Source organism: Aquabacter sp. L1I39 (assembly GCF_017742835.1).
GTDB lineage: Bacteria > Pseudomonadota > Alphaproteobacteria > Rhizobiales > Xanthobacteraceae > L1I39.
In genome coordinates this window covers 2,794,104-2,811,928 of sequence record NZ_CP072392.1, presented here as the reverse complement: position 1 = coordinate 2,811,928, position 17,825 = coordinate 2,794,104, and the positions used below count along the sequence as shown (strand labels likewise).

General features: G+C 68.3%; 21 protein-coding genes and 1 tRNA gene. 14 read left to right on the top strand and 8 right to left on the bottom strand.

All coding sequences use genetic code 11. From position 1 onward, the window contains the following. The first annotated feature begins 4 nt into the window (after nt 1–4). The 7 genes from J5J86_RS12480 (at nt 5) to J5J86_RS12450 (ending at nt 4,919) form a co-directional block, all read left to right on the top strand. Nucleotides 5–886, top strand: coding sequence for a DMT family transporter (locus tag J5J86_RS12480; RefSeq protein ID WP_209098391.1), 882 nt, complete (start codon nt 5–7; stop codon nt 884–886). A gap of 89 nt (nt 887–975) precedes the next feature. After that, nucleotides 976–2,088, top strand: coding sequence for an S-(hydroxymethyl)glutathione dehydrogenase/class III alcohol dehydrogenase (locus J5J86_RS12475; RefSeq protein ID WP_209098389.1), 1,113 nt, complete (start codon nt 976–978; stop codon nt 2,086–2,088). Between the two features lie 8 nt (nt 2,089–2,096). Beyond that, nucleotides 2,097–2,933: an S-formylglutathione hydrolase gene (fghA, locus tag J5J86_RS12470; protein WP_209098387.1), complete on the top strand. Its 837-nt coding sequence runs from the start codon at nt 2,097–2,099 to the stop codon at nt 2,931–2,933. 107 nt (nt 2,934–3,040) lie between these two features. Beyond that, nucleotides 3,041–3,628: a TetR/AcrR family transcriptional regulator gene (locus J5J86_RS12465; protein ID WP_209098385.1), complete on the top strand. Its 588-nt coding sequence runs from the start codon at nt 3,041–3,043 to the stop codon at nt 3,626–3,628. Between the two features lie 11 nt (nt 3,629–3,639). Further along, on the top strand, nt 3,640–3,939 hold the full coding sequence (locus J5J86_RS12460; protein ID WP_209098383.1) for a YciI family protein: 300 nt from the start codon (nt 3,640–3,642) through the stop codon (nt 3,937–3,939). Between the two features lie 111 nt (nt 3,940–4,050). After that, complete coding sequence (locus J5J86_RS12455) at nt 4,051–4,524, top strand: cupin domain-containing protein (RefSeq protein WP_209098381.1); 474 nt, start codon at nt 4,051–4,053, stop codon at nt 4,522–4,524. Then, on the top strand, nt 4,518–4,919 hold the full coding sequence (locus tag J5J86_RS12450) for a nuclear transport factor 2 family protein (RefSeq protein ID WP_209098379.1): 402 nt from the start codon (nt 4,518–4,520) through the stop codon (nt 4,917–4,919). The genes J5J86_RS12455 and J5J86_RS12450 overlap by 7 nt, the downstream gene beginning before the upstream one ends. Nucleotides 4,920–4,961: 42 nt before the next feature. Here J5J86_RS12450 and J5J86_RS12445 read toward each other — a convergent pair whose 3' ends face one another. After that, nucleotides 4,962–5,336, bottom strand: a complete 375-nt coding sequence (locus J5J86_RS12445) for a tautomerase family protein (RefSeq protein WP_209098377.1) — start codon at nt 5,334–5,336, stop codon at nt 4,962–4,964. 99 nt (nt 5,337–5,435) lie between these two features. Here J5J86_RS12445 and J5J86_RS12440 point away from each other — a divergent pair, with 99 nt between their 5' ends. Then, complete coding sequence (locus J5J86_RS12440; protein ID WP_209105375.1) at nt 5,436–6,287, top strand: LysR family transcriptional regulator; 852 nt, start codon at nt 5,436–5,438, stop codon at nt 6,285–6,287. 5 nt (nt 6,288–6,292) lie between these two features. On the opposite strand, the gene J5J86_RS24610 is transcribed toward J5J86_RS12440, so the two are convergent. Beyond that, complete coding sequence (locus J5J86_RS24610) at nt 6,293–6,979, bottom strand: L,D-transpeptidase (RefSeq protein ID WP_209098375.1); 687 nt, start codon at nt 6,977–6,979, stop codon at nt 6,293–6,295. A 249-nt stretch (nt 6,980–7,228) separates the two neighbouring features. Here J5J86_RS24610 and J5J86_RS12430 point away from each other — a divergent pair, with 249 nt between their 5' ends. The 3 genes from J5J86_RS12430 to J5J86_RS12420 all read left to right on the top strand — a co-directional run bounded on the left by J5J86_RS12430 (nt 7,229) and on the right by J5J86_RS12420 (nt 10,215). Next, nucleotides 7,229–7,891, top strand: coding sequence for a response regulator (locus J5J86_RS12430; protein ID WP_209098367.1), 663 nt, complete (start codon nt 7,229–7,231; stop codon nt 7,889–7,891). Next, nucleotides 7,888–9,210 carry an ATP-binding protein gene (locus J5J86_RS12425; protein ID WP_209098365.1) on the top strand — a complete coding sequence of 441 codons (1,323 nt, stop codon included), beginning with the start codon at nt 7,888–7,890 and terminating at the stop codon, nt 9,208–9,210. Before J5J86_RS12430 ends, J5J86_RS12425 begins: the two co-directional genes overlap by 4 nt. A gap of 87 nt (nt 9,211–9,297) precedes the next feature. Further along, nucleotides 9,298–10,215: an NAD(P)-dependent oxidoreductase gene (locus J5J86_RS12420; protein WP_209098363.1), complete on the top strand. Its 918-nt coding sequence runs from the start codon at nt 9,298–9,300 to the stop codon at nt 10,213–10,215. Between the two features lie 40 nt (nt 10,216–10,255). Here the strand turns inward: J5J86_RS12420 and J5J86_RS12415 are convergent. The 5 genes from J5J86_RS12415 to J5J86_RS12395 form a co-directional block, all read right to left on the bottom strand. Beyond that, nucleotides 10,256–10,332: transfer RNA gene (locus J5J86_RS12415), tRNA-Arg, on the bottom strand. 200 nt (nt 10,333–10,532) lie between these two features. Next, on the bottom strand, nt 10,533–10,838 hold the full coding sequence (locus tag J5J86_RS12410; RefSeq protein WP_209105374.1) for an ETC complex I subunit: 306 nt from the start codon (nt 10,836–10,838) through the stop codon (nt 10,533–10,535). Between the two features lie 142 nt (nt 10,839–10,980). After that, the gene (gene dksA, locus J5J86_RS12405; protein WP_209098356.1) at nt 10,981–11,397 is read right to left on the bottom strand and encodes an RNA polymerase-binding protein DksA; all 417 of its coding nucleotides are present in this window, start codon (nt 11,395–11,397) and stop codon (nt 10,981–10,983) included. A gap of 253 nt (nt 11,398–11,650) precedes the next feature. After that, nucleotides 11,651–12,409, bottom strand: coding sequence for a MipA/OmpV family protein (locus J5J86_RS12400; RefSeq protein ID WP_209098353.1), 759 nt, complete (start codon nt 12,407–12,409; stop codon nt 11,651–11,653). A gap of 229 nt (nt 12,410–12,638) precedes the next feature. Beyond that, on the bottom strand, nt 12,639–13,925 hold the full coding sequence (locus J5J86_RS12395) for an FAD-dependent oxidoreductase (RefSeq protein WP_209098351.1): 1,287 nt from the start codon (nt 13,923–13,925) through the stop codon (nt 12,639–12,641). 252 nt (nt 13,926–14,177) lie between these two features. Here J5J86_RS12395 and J5J86_RS12390 point away from each other — a divergent pair, with 252 nt between their 5' ends. Genes J5J86_RS12390 through J5J86_RS12380 form a run of 3 tightly spaced genes read left to right on the top strand, consistent with a single transcriptional unit; the run spans nt 14,178 to nt 17,224 of the window. Beyond that, complete coding sequence (locus J5J86_RS12390) at nt 14,178–14,699, top strand: SixA phosphatase family protein (protein WP_209098350.1); 522 nt, start codon at nt 14,178–14,180, stop codon at nt 14,697–14,699. Nucleotides 14,700–14,703: 4 nt separating this feature from the next. Beyond that, complete coding sequence (locus J5J86_RS12385; RefSeq protein ID WP_209098348.1) at nt 14,704–16,161, top strand: YcjX family protein; 1,458 nt, start codon at nt 14,704–14,706, stop codon at nt 16,159–16,161. 25 nt (nt 16,162–16,186) lie between these two features. Further along, nucleotides 16,187–17,224 (top strand): YcjF family protein, encoded by a 1,038-nt coding sequence (locus J5J86_RS12380; RefSeq protein WP_209098346.1) that lies wholly within the window; start codon nt 16,187–16,189, stop codon nt 17,222–17,224. Here the strand turns inward: J5J86_RS12380 and J5J86_RS12375 are convergent. Further along, nucleotides 17,182–17,772 carry a hypothetical protein gene (locus J5J86_RS12375; RefSeq protein ID WP_209098344.1) on the bottom strand — a complete coding sequence of 197 codons (591 nt, stop codon included), beginning with the start codon at nt 17,770–17,772 and terminating at the stop codon, nt 17,182–17,184. The two genes, J5J86_RS12380 and J5J86_RS12375, sit on opposite strands and share 43 nt — an antisense overlap. Nucleotides 17,773–17,825 lie beyond the last annotated feature (53 nt).

The following is a 17,825-nucleotide window of genomic DNA, read 5'->3' as shown; positions in this document are numbered from 1 at the left end:
GGACATGCCGCCCCGCTCCCTCTCCCTTCCCGGCCTCGCCTTCCTGTTCACCACTGCCACCGGCTGGGGGGTGGCCTGGGTGGTGTTCAAGATCATCCTGTTCGAATGGCCGCCTTTGTTTGCGCGCGGGATGGCCGGCGTCACTGCGGCATGTCTGCTGGCGGCGACCTCCGTCGCCATGGGGCAGTCGCTTGCCGTGCCCTCGGGCGCCCGCTTCCGACTGGCCGTCGCCGCCTTCGTCAACGTCTTCGTCTGGATGGGATTCGCCTCCCTGTCGCTGCAATGGCTGACGGTGACTGAGGCGACACTCATCACCTTCACCATGCCGCTCTGGGCCTCCCTCATCGCCTGGCCGGCGCTGGGGGAGCGGCCGAGCTGGATGAGCGCGAGTGCGCTGGCCATGGGCTTTTCCGGGATTGCCCTGCTGGTGGCGGGGCCGGGCCTCTCGCTGGAGGGCCCGCATCTGCCCGCCATGCTCCTTCCTCTCACGGCGGCGGTGCTGTTTGCGCTGGGCAGCGTGATGGCCCGCACGCCGCTCCCCCTCCCCCCCATTGCATCGGTCGCCTGGCAAACGGGCCTTGGTTGCCTGCCGATGGTGGTGATCGCGCTCATCTTCGAGCGCCAGCAGATCGGCCCGCTCAGCCTCAAGGGCTTGGGTGCCATGGCCTATATGACGCTGATCCCCATGGCGGTGTGCTACCTGTCCTGGTTCGCGGCACTCCGCCGGCTACCGGCCTCCACCGCCGCGCTTGGTATGCTCCTGGTCCCCATCGTGGGAACGACGGGCGCCGCCCTGGTTCTGGGCGAGCCGCTCGGCCCGCGCCAGATCCTCGCATTTGCCCTGGTGATTTCCGGCGTGGCGCTCGGCCTGCGCGCCCGCGCATGAACGGGGCAAAAGCCCGGCTGGAGAGCACGGTTGTCATCCGCTATGTCTAGGCTCACGCCAAGATTTCTGACGCAAGAAGGGACATCCCCATGAAGACCCGCGCCGCCGTCGCCTGGGAGGCCAAGAAGCCCCTCACCATCGAAACCATTGAGATTGGCGGCCCCAAGGCCGGCGAGGTGCTGGTGGAGATCATGGCGACGGGCGTGTGCCACACCGATGCCTACACGCTGGACGGCCTCGATTCGGAAGGCAAGTTCCCCGCCATTCTCGGCCATGAGGGCGCCGGCATCGTGCGCGAGGTGGGCGCGGGCGTGACCTCGCTGAAAGTGGGCGACCACGTCATTCCGCTCTACACGCCCGAATGCCGCCAGTGCAAAACCTGCCTGTCGCAGCGCTCGAACCTGTGCACCTCCATCCGCGCCACGCAAGGCCAGGGCCTGATGCCCGACCGCACCTCGCGCTTCTCCTGCGATGGCGGCGAGATCTTCCACTATATGGGCTGCTCCACCTTCTCCAACTTCACCGTGCTGCCCGAGATCGCGCTGGCCAAGGTCCGCGAGGACGCCCCCTTCGATAAGATCTGCTATATCGGCTGCGGCGTCACCACCGGCATCGGCGCCGTTGTCTACACCGCCAAGGTCTGGCCTGGCGCGAACGTGGCGGTCTTTGGCTTAGGGGGCATCGGCCTCAACGTGATCCAGGGCGCCCGCATGGTGGGCGCGGACAAGATCATCGGCATCGACATCAATCCCGCCAAGGTGGAGATGGCGCGGAAGTTCGGCATGACCGACTTCATCAACCCGCTGGAGGTGGGGTCCGACAAGGTGGTCTCGGCCATCCAGGACCTGACCGATGGCGGCGCGGACTTCACCTTCGACTGCACCGGCAATGTCACCGTCATGCGCCAGGCGCTGGAAGCCTGTCACCGCGGCTGGGGCACCTCCATCGTCATCGGCGTGGCGCCGGCGGGGGCGGAAATCTCCACCCGGCCGTTCCAGCTTGTCACGGGCCGCAACTGGCGCGGTTCCGCCTTCGGCGGCGCGCGCGGCCGCACGGACGTGCCGAAGATTGTCGACTGGTACATGGAGGGGAAGATCAACATCGATGATCTCATCACCCACACCATGCCGCTGGACGAGATCAACACCGCCTTCGACCTGATGCACGAAGGCAAGTCCATCCGCTCCGTCGTGATCTATTGAGGCGGGTGATGGAGACCGTTTCCACCGCCAAGTCCCATGGCGGGGTGCAGGGCGTCTATCGCCATGCTTCCGCCGCCACGGGCACGCCCATGACCTTCGCCGTCTTCGTCCCGCCCCAGGCGGCGGCGGGGCCGGTGCCGGTGTTGTGGTATCTGTCCGGCCTCACCTGCACCCATGCCAATGTCATGGAAAAGGGCGAGTACCGCGCGGCGGCGGCCGAGCTGGGCCTGATGATCGTCTGCCCGGACACCTCGCCCCGCGGCCCCGACGTGCCGGACGAGCCGGCCAATTGGCAGTTCGGCTCGGGGGCTGGCTTCTATGTGGATGCCACGCAAGCCCCCTACGCCGCCAACTACCGCATGGCCTCCTATGTCCTCGACGAACTCCCCCGCCTGGTGGCGGAGGCATTCCCGGCGGACATGGGGCGGCAGGGCATTTTCGGCCATTCCATGGGCGGCCACGGCGCGCTCACGGCGGCGCTGAAGCATCCCGGCCGCTTCCGCTCCTGCTCGGCCTTCGCGCCCATCGTGGAACCGTCCACTGCCGATTGGTCCCGGCCGGCGCTGGAGAAATATCTCGGCGCTGATCCCAAGGCTTGGCGGGCCTATGACGCGGTGGCGCTCATCGAGGACGGCCACCGCGTGCCCGAGCTGCTGGTGGACCAGGGCACGGCCGACCCGTTCCTGGAGACCGGCCTGCGGCCCCAATTGCTGGCTGCCGCCTGCAAGAAGGCCGGCATTCCGCTGACGCTGAACATGCAAGAGGGGTACGACCACTCCTATTTCTTCATCTCCACCTTCATGGCGGACCATCTGGCCTGGCATGCGGAGCGGCTGAAGGCCTGAGGAGCGCCGCACCTTGACCGTTTAGGACAAACGCCCTAGACACCTTGCTAGGGCGCTTGTCCTAGGCTTTCCGTGCCTTCCGGAGGCCCAGGCCCCCGGAGGCTTCCATGGCCGCGAGCCAGACCCGCCAGCAGATCGTCGAGGCCGCCGACCGGCTCTTTTATGAGCGCGGCTATGAGGCCACCTCGTTTGGCGACATCGCCCAGGCGGTAGGCCTCTCACGCGGCAATTTCTATTATCATTTCAAGACCAAGGACGAGATCCTCGCGGCCGTCATTGCGCTCCGCCTCGACGCGACGCGCGCGATGCTGGAGACTTGGGAGGAGGGCACGCCCCTGCCCCTGGAGCGTATCCGCAGCTTCGTCCACATCCTCATCATGAACCGGGCACAGATCATGGCGCACGGCTGTCCGGTGGGCACGCTCTGCAACGAACTCGCCAAGCTGGACCATGCGGCCAAGGGTGATGCCGCCGCCATTTTCGGCCTCTTCCGCACTTGGCTTGCCCGCCAATTCGTGGCGCTGGGCCAGACGGAGACTGCGGACGCCTTGGCGCTCCACGTGCTCATGCGCAGCCAGGGCGTCGCAACGCTCGCCACCGCCTTCCAGGACGAAGCCTTCCTGCGCCGCGAAGTGGCGGACATGGAGGCCTGGCTCGCCGACCTCCCTCCCCCGTCCCCCACCCTGCAGGCCTGAAGGAGCAAAACATGTTCGTCATCACCTTACGCTTTGCCGACAAGAGCCGCGCGCCGGCTTTTCTGGACGGCCACAATGCTTGGCTCCGGCAGGGCTTCGAGGATGGCATCTTCCTCGCCGCCGGCAGTCTCAAACCCACGGGCGGCGGTGCCATTCTCGCCCATCAGGCGGACCGGCCGGCCATCGAGGCGCGGGTGCAGGACGACCCGTTCGTCCGCGAAGGCGTGGTCAGCGCGGACATCCTGGAGTTCACCCCTGGCCGTACCGATGCCCGGCTCGATTTCCTGATGACGGAGGCCTCACGCCTTTGACACAGGTCTGGGTTGGCGCGTGAGAGAAGCTCCTGCACCGATGAGAAGTTCTCACCATCATTGCCCCGCGGATGGATTAGCTTCCCCCTTCTTGATAACGGGAGCGCCCTCATGACCACCCCCGCGCGCACGCCCCTTCCTGCCCTCGACGTGCCGCCCCGGACTCGACCATCCAACTATCCCCCCGTCTTTGCTGCGCGCATGGCGGGCCGGCAGAAGCGCGCCTTGGGCGATGCCTTCGGCCTGTCCCGGTTCGGGGTGAACCTCACCATCCTGGCCCCCGGCGGCGAGTCGGCTTTGCTGCACCGGCACACCCGCCAGGAGGAGTTCGTCTATATCCTCAAGGGCCATCCCACCCTGCGGACCGATGAAGGCGAGCACGCATTGGCGCCCGGCATGTGCGTCGGCTTTGTCGCTGACGGCCTTGCCCATCACCTCGTCAACCGGACAAGCGAAGACGTGCATTACCTGGAAATCGGCGACCGCGCCCCGGAGGATCGCGCCTCCTATCCCGAAGACGACCTCCAGGCGGCCTATTCGCCCGAGGGCTGGACCTTCACGCATAAGGACGGAACGCCATGGTGAACGGACCTCTCAGCCGTGCGGAGATGATCCAGCATGCCCAGGACTGGATCGCCGCCTGGAACCGTCGCGATGTGGCCGCGGTCCTGAGTGCGTTTACGCCGGAGGCCCGCTTTCGCAGTCCTTTGGCGCGGCAGGTGACCGGCGAGGGGGAACTCAAGGGCCGAGAGGCCATCGCCCGCTACTGGACTGACGCCCTCACCCGCATCGGCCATTTGAGCTTTCAGCTCCAGGACGTGATTTGCGACGAGGCCGGCCAGACCATGGTGGTCCTCTACGAGGCAAGACTTGATGGGCCGCCCCGGCGCGCCTGCGAAATCTTTCGGTTCGAGGACGGCATGAAGATGGAGGGGGAAGCTCTTTATGGCGATACCCCGCCCATCCCCGTGACCGCATGACCGATCCGGTGCCGCCCGCGCGGCACCGGTCGCCCTTCGGCGTCAGGCCACGGCCAGGCCGTTGCCCACCGACCAGTTTTCCTTTGGCGCATCGTGCACCACGATGAAGACATCCTCCGGCCGCACGCCCGGCTTCTCATTGAGCACCTCCACGATGCGCCGGAACAGCGTGGCCTTCTGGGCCGCCGTGCGGGTGTTGAAGACGGTGATGTCGATATAGATCACATCCTCGCTGCGCAGGACCCCATAGGCGCCCCCCGTCCGGAAGTCGGAGGCGAGGTGCTCCGTAATGGTCATGAAATGATCCCCCTCGGGCACATCGAGGGAATCGCGCAGGGCGCGATAAAGGCCATCCAGGATGGCCTGGCGATAGGCGGCGGGCTTCCCGGCCCGCATGTAGACGTGGATGAGCGGCATGTCCTGTCCTTTCCGATGGAGAGAGGACGGCAGGTTACGCAGCACGCCATCATTTAAATATGCTATCTGATCGAATATCAAAGATAACATTTGGCTATGATGGATCCCCTCCCCCTCGACGCGGTCCGCGCCTTCGTCGCCATCGCAGACCTCAGCAGCTTCACGCGCGCGGCGGAGGCGCTGGGCATCACGCAGGCCGCGGTCAGCCTGAAGCTGAAGCGGCTGGAAGAGCGTCTCGACTGCCGGCTGGTGGAGCGCACGCCACGACGCGTCCAGCTCTCGGCGCGCGGGGAGGCCTTTGTTGATCATGCGCGCGCGCTGCTCGAAGCCCATGATCGGGCACTGGCCGCCTGGAGCACGCAGCGCCAGCGCATCGCCATCGGCATCAGCGACCATGTGGCCGGGCCGGAACTGCCCGGGCTGATCGCGCGCATGAATGCGCAGGACCCGCATCTGCTGATGGAAATCCGCATCGGCTCATCGGCCGATCTCCTGCGCAGCTTCGACCGGCGGGAATTGGACACCGTGCTGGTGCGGTTCGAGGCCGGACGGGACGATGGCACGCGGATCGCCGAGGAAAGGTTCGGCTGGTTCGCCGCCTCCCATTGGCAGCATCGGGCCGGCGAGCCGGTGCCGCTCGTCACAATGGCCGAACCCTGCGGCGTGCGGGCGCTCGCGGGCCGCTTGCTGGACGAGGCGGGCCTTGACTGGCGTGAGGTCTTCGTCGGCGGCGGAGTCGCCACCGTGGCAGCGGCCGTCCTGGCGGGGGTCGGGGTGGCGGCGCTGTCTCCGCGCATGGTGCCGCTCGGCGTCCCGGAGGTGGGGCGGCGCATCGGATTGCCCGATCTGCCCCGCCTTCCCGTGATGCTCCACACCCGACTGGTGGATCCGCGCCCCCGCGCCGCGCTTGGTGCGCTGTCAGCGGCTTTTCGGGCGGCGGTGCGGAGCTAGATCGGTCAGCCGGGCAGCACCACCACCTTCGCGCCGTCCGGCACGCGGCCATAGAGGTCGATAATGTCCTGGTTCATCAGGCGGATGCAGCCCGAAGACACCGCCTCGCCGATGGACCAGGGCTCGTTGGTGCCATGGATGCGATAGAGCGTGTCCTGTCCGTTCTTGAACAGATAGAGGGCGCGGGCGCCCAGCGGATTCTGCGGCCCGCCCGGCATGCCGTTCTTCCACGGGCCATTGCGCTCCGGCTCGCGGGCGATCATCGCGTCAGTGGGCCGCCAGCTCGGCCAGGTGCGCTTGTATCCCACATTGGCCGTACCGGAGAATTCCAGCCCCTCCTTGCCGACGCCGACGCCGTAGCGCAGCGCCATGCCATTCTCCTGCACCAGATAAAGAAAGCGATTGGCAGGATCGACCACCAGGGTGCCGGTGCCGTAGGAGGTGGGATTGGGCACCAATTGCCGGATATAGCGCGGCTTCAACTCCATGGGATCGACGCCGGGAATGTCGAATCCGCCATCAACCCGCGCTCCATAGCGGGCGGCGTCCGCGGGCGAGACCAGCGGCTGCGGCGCCGGTGCCGGCGTCGGGGTCCGATCCGTCACGCAGGCGGCCAGGACCAAAGGCGAGGCAAGGACACACAGCAGCGTGCGGCGCGAGAACTGGCGCGGTTCATCGGATGGGACAGACATGCAGGAGGCGACCTCGCATCGCACCGGCCCGCGCGGCGCGGGCTCCGGGGTGGCATTCAGAAGGGAAGGGATGGCTCGCGCCTGACGCATGGGATGGGCGCATGCCACCGGAAAGGGGCGAGAGGGGGGCGGACGCAATGTCCGAGCCGCTTCGTGGGCGTTTTCAACATCATGCCGCACTGCATCCATGGGCGACCTTAAGCCAGCCTTAAGCTGAGCCCGGCAGCTGTTCACAGGTAGGAGAGATACATGCGCATCCTCGTGGTGGAGGACGATCCGGTCCTGATGAACGGCCTCAGGGTGGGCCTCGCCCTTTCCGGCGCTACGGTCGACGGCGTTACCTCCTGCGCGGATGCCGAGGCGGCCATTTCTGCCGGCGGCTTCGATGCGGTGGTTCTGGACGCCATGTTGCCTGACGGCTCCGGTTTCGACGTGCTCGCCCGCCTGCGTGCCGCCCATGACACAACGCCCGTTCTCATGCTCACCGCCCTCGACGAGACCCCAGACCGCGTGCGCGGGCTCGATGCCGGGGCGGATGATTATCTCGGCAAGCCCTTCGATCTCGACGAACTGGCCGCTCGCCTGCGCGCCATTGCCCGGCGTGGGCACGGCCGAGCAGCGCCGGTGTTGCGAGCCGGCGGCCTCTTGCTGGATCCGGCCACCCTCGCAGCAACCCTGGACGGCACCCATGTGCCCTTGTCGCGGCGCGAGTTCGCGGTGCTCGCCGCGCTGATGGAACGCCCGGGCATCATCCGCTCCAGGGCCGAGATCGAAGAGCGCATGTATGGGTGGCAGGAGGAAGTGGAAAGCAATGCCGTGGAGGTGCACATCCACAATCTGCGGGCCAAGATCGGCCGCGACGCCATCGAGACCGTACGCGGACTGGGATATCGCATGAGGGCGGGCGCATGACCTCCCTGCGCCGGCGCCTGTTCCTGGTGCTGTTTGCCGCCACCGGCCTCATCTGGCTGTGCGCCGTGGCCTGGATCTCCATCACCAGCCGCGCGGAACTGGAACATGTGCTGGACGCCCGCCTCCAAGAGGCGGCTCGCATGGTCCATTCGCTGGTCGCCGGCGGCAATCTTTCCACCACGCCCCCGGCCCCTCTCAGCCCGGAAGGCTATGAGCGCCAGCTGTCCTGCCAGATCTGGTCGCTGGACGGCCGCCTTCTCGCCCGCTCCTCCGGCGCCCCCGAGGAGGCCCTCTCTGCCCCGGCGCAGGGCTTCTCATCCCGCGTGGTCAACGGGGAGGACTGGCGCGTCTTCACCATCACGGACACAGAGAAGGGCGTGCGCGTCATGGTGGGAGACCGCGTGGGACTGCGGGACCGGCTGGTGCGCGACCTCATCGCCGGCCTTCTGGCGCCCGCCCTCCTCATCGCCCCCCTCCTGGCGCTCCTCATCTGGGCCGTTCTGGCGCGCGGCTTCGCGCCGCTCTCCCGCATGGCCAGCGAGATCGCGGCACGGGACGGAGAGGACATCCGGCCCGTGGCCGTGGACCATGCCCCTTCCGAGGTGCGCCCGCTGCTCGGTGCGCTGAACAGCCTGTTCGCAAAGGTGGAGGCGGCGCGCCAGCACGAGCGCGACCTCACCGCCTTCGCCGCCCATGAATTGCGCACGCCTCTTGCGGGATTGAAGACCCAGGCCCAGATCGCCCTCGCGGCGCCCGACGCGGCCATTCGCGACGACGCGCTCCGCCAGATCCTCGTCTCGGTGGAGCGTTCCGCCCGCCTGGTGCGGCAGCTTCTGGCGCTGGCCCGGCTGGAGGCGGCGCCCGCCCAGAAGCCCTCGGAGGAAGCGGTGCCCGTGGGCCCGGCCCTGCGGGAGATCGTCCATCATTCCCCCGCTGCGCCGGGCATCGTGGTGGAGATCGACCCAGCGCTGGACGATCTGGCGCGAAAGGTGGACCGGGAGGCGCTCCATCTCGTGCTGCGGAACCTGCATGAGAATGCCCTCCAGCATGTCACCGGGCCGGGCGGCATCCGCTGGCGCCGTATTCCCCATGGCGTGTGCGTGGAGGATGACGGCCCGGGAATCCCGGAGGACGAACTGCCCCGTGTCGCCGAGCGCTTCTTCCGCGGGCGCAACAAGAGCCTGTCGGGGAGCGGCCTCGGCCTTACCATCGCCACGCTGGCGGCAGGACGCATGGGCGCGCGGCTGGACCTTGCCAATCGCGCGGATGGGACGGGCCTGCGGGTACGCATCCTATGGCCGGATGCGCACGGAGCCTGAGGGGTGCCGTCAACAGCCAAGCGCGCCGGAGGGCCTGACCCGCGCGGGCAACCGGGTATAGAGTGCCCGCGACAGGGGAGTTGCCGCATGCGTGCCGTGTTCGTTGATGCCAGCCCGACCCTCGCGGCGGTGATGGAGCGCCTCCATCGCCCCGGCGATCCGGCCATGACCGTGCACCGCACGCCCAACGTCACCCCGGCGGAGCTTCCCGACGCCCTTGATGGCGCCGAGATCGCCGTCATCGACCATACCGCCCTGCCCACCGACATCGCCCGCCAGTGCACGGGCCTGAAGCATGTGGTGTTCCTGGGCACGGGCGCGCGCAGCTATATGAGCCCTGAGGAGCTGGCTGGGCTCGGCATCAGCGTGCACACCATCAAGGGCTATGGCGACACGGCGGTGGCCGAATGCGCCTTCGCCCTGATGTGGGCGGCGGCCAAGGGCTTTGCCTATATGGATCGTGGCGTGCGGACCGGCCGCTGGCTGCGCACCGATGGCGTCCAACTGACCGGCAAGACGCTGGGGCTCGTGGGCTTCGGCGGCATCGCGGCGGAACTCGCCCGTCTCGCCTCGGGGGCGGGCATGCGGGTGATCGCCTGGAACCGCTCTCCCAAGACCTTTCCCGGCGTGACCTTCGCGTCCCTGGAGGACGTGCTGGCGCAAAGCCACGTGCTCTCCCTGCACCTCCTTTTGACCGACGAGACGCGCGGCTTCCTCTCCGCCGACCGCATCGCCGCCTTGCGTCCGGGCGTCATCCTGGTGAACACGGCGCGCGGCGCCCTGGTCGACGAGGCGGCCCTGGTGGCTGCGCTGGAAGGCGGCCACGTTGCCCATGCTGGACTTGACGTCTTCACCACCGAGCCGCTGCCGGCGGACCATCCCTTCACGCGGCTGGAAAACGTCACCCTTTCCGCCCACTCCGCCTTCCGCACGCCGGAGGCCAGCGACAACCTGATCGAAGCCGCCCTCGCCCATTGCCGGCGCATTCGGGCGGAGGGGGCGTAGTGCCATGGCCGGGTTGACGGCTTTGCATGTCTGCGGCAGGTGGCGACCCCGGCTGGGCTCGAACCAGCGACCTAGTGCTTAGAAGGCACTTGCTCTATCCAGCTGAGCTACGGGGCCATGGGGAGGCTTCTAGCGCCAGATGCGGCCGGATTAAAGCACCTGACGGTGAATCAACCGCCATGGCTTGAATAGGACCGGACCTTAGCGACTGCAACCGGAGGCAAGCCAGCCCCTGCCCGCCATTGGCTCGTGCCAGCCCCATATGAAAAGGGGCCGAAGCCAACGCTCCAGCCCCGGTCAGATGCCATTGCGTACCGTCAGTGGGTCCACTGTCCCACGCGGCGGAAGGCGAAATTGTCGGAATAGGCAATCTTCTTGCGGGCGGGATCGTGGGGCTCGAACACCTGGTAAGGGATGCCCTCGCGCTCGGCATAGGCCACCGCCTCTTCCTTCGTCTCGAAAGACAGGCGGATCTGGCTGTGCATGTCGGTGGAGGTGGTATAGCCCATCAGCGGGTCGATGGAGCGCGGGCGTTCCGGCTCGAACTCCAGCACCCAGTGCTTGGTCTTCGCGACGCCGGACTGCATCGCATTGCGCGCCGGCCTGAAGATGCGTGCCACCATCGCTTCGCCGTCCCCGATCCTGCTCGCTCGCGCCACCTTGGCGCGACCGAACTTACCTCTTTGACTCATTCTATATTCAGCACCGGCGTGCGGTGCAACGGGCGCGGCGAAGCCGTTTCGCACGATCCGCCGCGCCCGATGGTCAGTCGTCCCGATAGACGCGCTCGCGCCGCTCGTGGCGCTCCTGCGCTTCCACCGAAAGGGTGGCGATGGGACGGGCCTCGAGGCGCTTGAGGGAGATGGGCTCCCCCGTATCCTCGCAATAGCCGTAGCTGCCATCCTCGATGCGCTGCAGGGCAGCGTCGATCTTGGCGATCAGCTTGCGCTGCCGGTCCCGGGCGCGGAGCTCGATGGAGCGGTCCGTCTCAGAAGAGGCTCGATCGGCCAGATCGGGATGGTTCTGATTCTCATCCTGAAGGTGCTGCAGCGTCTCACGCGCCTCGCGGAGGATGTCGTCCTTCCAGTTCAACAGCTTCGTGCGGAAATATTCCCGCTGCCTGTCGTTCATGAAGGGCTCGTCCTCGCGGGGGCGATAGTCCTCGTCGACTTGAACCGACATCAGCACTGTCCTCGATACACCGTTGCTGACCCCCGGCGGGTTGCCGCGCTTATATCCACCGCCTCGCCAGGGGACAACACCCATGTGCAAGGCGGAGCAAGCCAGCGGCAAGCAGAACGCGGCGCCAAGCGCGCGCCGAAAGGGAGGGAGAGGACCAGATGGATGCCACTTCAGGCGTCGGACGGTATGGAGGAAGGGTTAAGACCTTCCATCATACCTCTTGGAAGCGCGTCTCGGCCGTCCGCCTGCGACATCACCACCAGGACTTGCCCATGTTGAAGGTGTAGGCCAGCGACAGGCCCACCGAGAACTGGTTGGCGTCCTCAACCAGCGGCGAATCCGCCGCGCTGCCGACGATGCGGCCATAAGTGCCCCACACACCGGCCAGGAAGCCATTGCCGAAATTGCGCTCAAGCTGCGCCGTGACGCCCCAGCCATTGATACCGGCGCCGGCAGTGTAGACGGGCAGCGGATTGCCCAGGAAGTTGGCGCCCAGCGCCTGGGCCGGGGTGACGCCGAAATACGCCTGGTTGAACGCCGACGACGCAAAGCTCAGGCGCGGCCCCACCGCGAAGCGCCACTGGTCCATGGGCACAATGAGGTCGGCGCCCGCGTTGCCGATCCAGCCCTCATACCCGCCGAAGCCGTAACGCATCTCGCCGCGCAGACGCAGCCATGTCACCGGGAACCACTCGGTGAAGCCGCCGATCTCCAGGGAGGGATCCACATTGCCAAGGCCGGTCAGCCGGTCATTGGCGTCCTCGTCGCGCCCCCAATCGATGCGGCCAACCGCGCCGACGCGGAACGTGCCGGTATCGAACAAAGCCAGAGACGGATTGTCGTCGACGGACCGGAAGGCATTGAGGCCGCTTGCCTTCGCCACCCGGAACACAAGCCCGGGGCGCACCGTATAGTCGTCGCTGCCGGGATATTCGGGCACGATGCGGCCGGACACGCCGATGGTCAGGTACCAGTCCTCCTGCGTGGCCGGCGCGGGCATGGGAGGCGGCACGACGGCGTCCGCGGCCCGCACTGGAGCGGGGGCCGAAAGGCAGAGGGCGCTGGCAGCGCAGATGCCGAGTCCTGCGGCGGTCCGGCGAAGGGCGGGGAAACTGAGCATCCGGTTGGCACCCGATCCAGAAAATAACGTAACGGAAAGCTAGCCGCTCCGGATCATCGAGTGGTGGCACAAATGTCACGAATCCCAGGCGTTTGGCTGCGTTTTTTGCAAGCACCGCGGGCTACCGGGCCGCGCGGTCATTCTCTTCGGCTCTGCGCCGTTCCGCGGCATCGGCCAGGTGGCCCATCCAATAGGCCACCGGCCGCACCAGGGCCGGCACGACTTGCCGCGACCGCTCCGCCGCGAAGGGAGCGAAAGCCTGAATGGCGTCGTCGCGGTCCACCATGGCGGCGGTGATCAGGTCGGCAGCCATGGCGGCATTCACAACCGCTTGATGTCCGAGCGCCACTGCGTACCAGACGCCCGGCCGTGGCGAGCCGATCAGCGGGAGCCCGTGGACGGTCGTTCCGATGCTCCCGCCCCTCGCCTCCCCGGTCACCGCGCGGCGCAAGGTGGGGAACAGCCGGCTGCCCTGGCGGCGCAGGACCACGGCAGCGGCGCCCGCCCGCACCGTGTGCGTGGCCGTGGGCGCCCGCACCCGGAGCTTGCCGGCCTGCCAGGCAAAGGCGAGGCCGCGTTGGCCCCCTTCCCGCACGGTTTCGTCCGCCGTGCCGCTCGTATCCCGCGGCGCAAACACGCCCTCGACGAAGAAGCCTCGGCCCAGGGCCCGGCGCAGCCAAGGCGCGGCCGCCGCGAGGCCCTCCTCCATGCAGAAGGCCACATGGTCCGCGCGAACCCGCAAGGTCGGGCAGGTCAGATATTTGCGCACCCCGTTCACGTCCGCCCCCACAACCGGCGTGCGCGGCAGGAGACGGGCACCGGCTGCCGAAGCGGCGGCAGCGAGGCGACGCGGGAAACCTGTCAGGGAATAGGTGGCCGCCTGCGGGTCATGGAGCGCCCCCACGAAGGCCGAGGTGCCGATCAGGGCAGCGATATGCCCTGCCCCCAGGGTTGCCAAGCCTTGAAGGCCCAGCGTATCGCGCGACGCGGCCTCGTCGATGAGGTCCAGGCGGCCGCGCGGGCCGGGCACGTGGATGAAGCCTTCGGCCTCCGGCGCGAATCCCAGCGCCTCCAGCAGCCGCACGGCCCGCATATAGGCCGTCTGGGAGAAATGGTGGAGGCGGCGGGCCGTGTCGCGGTCGGCGACGGCGCACAGCGCCGTGGCGGTGAGGCCAAGGCCAGGGCGCAGCGTCTCCCGCCGCAGAAGTGGATCTCCCGCGTCCCCCTCCCCGGGATCGAGCACCACCACGTCCCGGCCACGCAAGGCGAGACCCAGCGCCAGCCAGAGGCCGGCCAGCGTCGCCCCGACGATGCAGACCTCGCACTCCATCTCCCCGCGCGCCAGGGAGCCGGGTGTGGGCGCGCCGTGTGCCGCGCGCCGTCCCGCCCGTTCATCCACGAACGTCATGACCGGTCCCAGCCCCTGAGGGCGACCTGGAGCCTAGGCGAGCCCCCCTCGGCCGGCCTGTCGCCCAACGGTTTCCAGCACCATGATGGTGACGCAATTTGCCGCTGCTGTCGCGTGCGAAGGGGGGCCGTCGTTCGGTAAGATGCGCCGTTCCCCAACGCCCCTCATCGCGGGGCACATTCCGCCCGCGATTCGTCATCCTGTCGGAAACGGGCCTTAAACAGGCTCCCTCCTCTCACCCGGACTTCCCTGATGCGCCGCCTGATCCTGCTTCGCCACGCCAAGTCCGACTGGCCGGATGGAACGCCGGACCACGAGCGGCCGCTCGCTGACCGGGGGCGCGAGGCGGCACCGGTGATCGGCGCCTATATGGCGCGCGAAGGTCTGGTGCCGGACAGGGTGCTGGTGTCCAGCGCACGCCGCACGCAGGAGACTTGGGCGCTGGTGGCGCCGCAATTGCGCTCCACCCCGGAGGTGGAGCGGGAACCGCGCATCTATGAGGCCAGCCTTGCCGCCCTTTTTGCCGTGCTGCAGGCCCAGCCGGTGGAATGCCACACGCTCATGATGGTGGGTCACAATCCCGGCTTCGAGGACCTGGCCGGGCGGCTGGTGGATGCAGGCCCCGTGGAGGCTCGGCTTGCCATGGCCTCCAAGTTCCCCACCGGCGCTCTGGCGGTGATCGACCTGCCGGTGGACCGCTGGGAGGATGTGACCCCCAAGTCCGGCCGCCTGGACCGCTTCATCACCCCCCGCGCGCTGAAGACGGACGGCTGACGCCTTGGCACCGTCCCTGCCTATCCTGGAAGAGGCACGCATCGGCCTGCGCGCCTTGGTCGACCGGGTCGAGGATCTCGCCCGCCCCACCTTGCGGCTCGGCGTCACCGGCCTCGCCCGCTCCGGTAAGACCATCTTCACCACCGCCCTCATCCAGGCGCTGGTGCAAGGCGGGCGACTGCCGGTGTTCGAGGCCATGGCGTCCGGCCGCATCGCCTCGGCGCGGCTGGAGCCCCAGCCGGACGATGCGGTGCCGCGCTTTCCCTTCGAGGATCATATGGGACGCCTGGCGGCGCGGGACTGGCCGTCCTCCACCACCCGCATCAGCGAATCCCGCCTGTCCATCCGCTACGCCCCCAAGCGCGGTGGCCTGCGCACCCTGACGCTCGACCTCGTCGACTATCCCGGCGAGTGGCTCCTCGACCTGCCCTTGCTGGACAAGAGCTTTGGCGAATTCTGCCGGGAGAGCCTGGCGCTCGCCCGTGCCCCCGCCCGGCAGGCCCTGGCGCAGGAGATGTTGGCAGCGCTCGCCGCCACCAATCCGTATTTGCCAGCAGACGAGGCCAAAGCGCGGGAACTGGCCTCCCGCTTCACCACCTATTTGTCCGCGTGCCGCAGTGAGCGGGTGGCCATGAGCCTCCTGCCGCCGGGCCGCTTCCTGATGCCGGGTGACCTGGACGGCTCCCCCGCACTCACCTTCGCCCCCCTCGACATCCCGGCGGATGCGAGCCTGCCCTCCGGCTCGCTGGCCGCCATGATGGCCCGCCGCTACGAGGCCTATAAGAACGCCGTGGTGCGCCCCTTCTTTCGCGACCACTTCGCGCGCCTCGACGCCCAGATCGTGCTGGTGGACCTGCTGGCCGCCCTGAATGCCGGCCCTGCCGCCTTGGCCGACCTGGAACGGGCGCTCGATTCCATCCTCACGGCCTTCCGTGTGGGCCGCAACAGCCTGGTCTCGGCGCTCTTCCGCCCGCGCATCGACAAGGTGCTGTTCGCCGCCACCAAGGCGGACCATCTCCACCAGACCAGCCATGACCGGCTCGAAGCCATCTTGCGGCGGCTGGTGGAGCGCGCCGGCGAACGAGCCAGGGACAGCGGTGCCGCCCTCGACGTGGTGGCGCTCGCCGCCATTCGGGCCACGCGGGAGGCGCAGGTTTCGCGCGGCGGGCGGCAGATCCCCGCCATCATCGGCACGCCGGAAGCCGGGCAATCGGCGGGCGGGCAGGTGTTCGACGGCACCGAGGACGTGGCGCTCTTTCCCGGCGAATTGCCGGAGGCGCCGGACGCGCTCTTTTCCGGGCGCGCCGACGCCTTTCGGGGCCTTTCCAGCGGCGACCATGGGGACGCGGACTTCCGCTTCCTGAAGTTCCGCCCCCCGCCCGGCCTTGGGATGGCCACGCCCCTTCCCCATATCCGGCTGGACAGGGCGCTCCAATTTCTGCTGGGCGACCGGCTCGCCTGACCGTGGCGCCGACACAGAGGTGATGATGGCGGAAGGTGACGAAAGTGGGCGGGGGCGGCCAGGCCTGAAGCCGCAGGTGTTCCGCCTGGACGAAGCGGGCATCACCCTTGCCCCGGAGCCGGAAGTGGCCGATGCGGCGCTGGTGCCCGTTCCACCGGCCCGTTCACGCGGCATCAGCCTCGGCGGCCTGTTCTGGACAGCGCTGGGTGGTCTTGTCAGCCTCGGAGCGGGATTGGCCGTCACCCGGCTGGTGGAGGACCTGTTCTCCCATTCGGAGTGGCTGGGCTATACGGGCCTCGGCTTTGCCGCACTGCTTGCCTTCGCGCTCATCGCCATTCTTGCCCGCGAGGGCGCGGCCCTGATGCGCCTGTCCAGCCTCGACCGCCTCAGGTCGGCGGCCGCCGACGCAGTCGCTGCCGATGACCGCAAGGCCGCGGAGGGCGTCACACGCGACCTCCTGGCCTTGTCCGCCGACATGCCGGCGCTCGCCCGCTCCCGCGCAGAACTGTCCTCCCATCTGGGCGCCATCATTGATGGGGCGGACCTGGTGCGCCTCACCGAGCGCACCCTGATGGCGCCGCTGGACAGCCAGGCGAAGCAGATGGTGTCGGATGCGGCGAAACGCGTATCGGTGGTCACAGCCGTCTCGCCGCGCGCGGCGGTGGATCTCCTCTTCGTGCTCTATACGGCGCTTGGCCTCGTGCGCCGCCTGTCCCAGCTCTATGGCGGGCGACCGGGGACGCTCGGCATGTTGCGTCTCATCCGCCACGTGGTGAGCCATCTGGCGGTCACGGGAGGCATGGCGGCCGGCGACAGCCTCGTGCAGCAAGTGGTGGGCCACGGGCTTGCCGCGCGCCTCTCTGCCCGCCTCGGCGAGGGCGTGGTGAACGGCCTTCTCACCGCCCGCCTCGGCCTTGCGGCCATTGCGGTGACCCGTCCCCTGCCCTTCACCGCCCTGCCCGCCCCGCGCCTGGCGGATGTGGCGGCGGGGCTCCTGCGCAAGGCCGAGGAGGAACAGGCTCAGGCCGGCACCAAGCGGCTCGGCAAGGCGGAAGGGGCATAGGTCACGGGCTGGTTCCGCCACAGCATCTCCGCCACCGGCCAGCCCATCAGGAAGGACAGGATCACCACCACCGCCGCCACCGGCCATTGGCCGGCCAGCACCACCGTGGCCAGAACGGCCAGGAGGCCGGCAAAGGTGAAGGTGCCCAGCGCCGCCATCAGCCACCAGCGCCAGGCCGGCAGGCCGCCCGAGAACGTGATGCCGGCCGCATGGGGCGCGAGCCCCGCGTGAAGGGCCTGGATGAATGGGAGATATTGCGCCCGGTGATCCTGCACCTGCGCGACCGCAGTGCGGCTGAGGGACCCGATGCGCAAGGTTTCACCGGACCGGGCGGTGAGGCGCATCTCATACATGGGCGAGGCAAGCTGGCCGGGACTGTAGAGGAGGCGGACCCTGGTCACGTCGGCGAGGGCAAGCCTGCCGGAGCGCGCGCCCACATCCCATTCCAACACCCCGTCCCGCAGCCGGAAACGCGAGCCCGGCCCGATCATCCGGCTGCGAAAGGCATAAGTCAGCGCGCCGGCATCGTCCTCGTCGACCTTGCTCATTTGGACCGGATGCTCCCTTCGCGCGCCGCCTCCCCCTTAAGGGAGAGCAGCCG

Coding starts and splice junctions, on each gene's coding strand:
- J5J86_RS12380 (WP_209098346.1), top strand. CDS start 16,187: ATGGCGGAAGGTGACGAAAGTGGGCGGGGGCGGCCAGGCCTGAAGCCG.
- fghA (WP_209098387.1), top strand. CDS start 2,097: ATGGAGACCGTTTCCACCGCCAAGTCCCATGGCGGGGTGCAGGGCGTC.
- J5J86_RS12395 (WP_209098351.1), bottom strand. CDS start 13,925: ATGACGTTCGTGGATGAACGGGCGGGACGGCGCGCGGCACACGGCGCG.
- J5J86_RS12465 (WP_209098385.1), top strand. CDS start 3,041: ATGGCCGCGAGCCAGACCCGCCAGCAGATCGTCGAGGCCGCCGACCGG.
- J5J86_RS12455 (WP_209098381.1), top strand. CDS start 4,051: ATGACCACCCCCGCGCGCACGCCCCTTCCTGCCCTCGACGTGCCGCCC.
- J5J86_RS12425 (WP_209098365.1), top strand. CDS start 7,888: ATGACCTCCCTGCGCCGGCGCCTGTTCCTGGTGCTGTTTGCCGCCACC.
- J5J86_RS12480 (WP_209098391.1), top strand. CDS start 5: ATGCCGCCCCGCTCCCTCTCCCTTCCCGGCCTCGCCTTCCTGTTCACC.
- J5J86_RS12375 (WP_209098344.1), bottom strand. CDS start 17,772: ATGAGCAAGGTCGACGAGGACGATGCCGGCGCGCTGACTTATGCCTTT.
- J5J86_RS12410 (WP_209105374.1), bottom strand. CDS start 10,838: ATGGTGGCACGCATCTTCAGGCCGGCGCGCAATGCGATGCAGTCCGGC.
- J5J86_RS12390 (WP_209098350.1), top strand. CDS start 14,178: ATGCGCCGCCTGATCCTGCTTCGCCACGCCAAGTCCGACTGGCCGGAT.
- J5J86_RS12450 (WP_209098379.1), top strand. CDS start 4,518: ATGGTGAACGGACCTCTCAGCCGTGCGGAGATGATCCAGCATGCCCAG.
- J5J86_RS24610 (WP_209098375.1), bottom strand. CDS start 6,979: ATGTCTGTCCCATCCGATGAACCGCGCCAGTTCTCGCGCCGCACGCTG.
- J5J86_RS12475 (WP_209098389.1), top strand. CDS start 976: ATGAAGACCCGCGCCGCCGTCGCCTGGGAGGCCAAGAAGCCCCTCACC.
- J5J86_RS12445 (WP_209098377.1), bottom strand. CDS start 5,336: ATGCCGCTCATCCACGTCTACATGCGGGCCGGGAAGCCCGCCGCCTAT.
- J5J86_RS12430 (WP_209098367.1), top strand. CDS start 7,229: ATGCGCATCCTCGTGGTGGAGGACGATCCGGTCCTGATGAACGGCCTC.
- J5J86_RS12440 (WP_209105375.1), top strand. CDS start 5,436: ATGGATCCCCTCCCCCTCGACGCGGTCCGCGCCTTCGTCGCCATCGCA.
- J5J86_RS12460 (WP_209098383.1), top strand. CDS start 3,640: ATGTTCGTCATCACCTTACGCTTTGCCGACAAGAGCCGCGCGCCGGCT.
- J5J86_RS12420 (WP_209098363.1), top strand. CDS start 9,298: ATGCGTGCCGTGTTCGTTGATGCCAGCCCGACCCTCGCGGCGGTGATG.
- dksA (WP_209098356.1), bottom strand. CDS start 11,397: ATGTCGGTTCAAGTCGACGAGGACTATCGCCCCCGCGAGGACGAGCCC.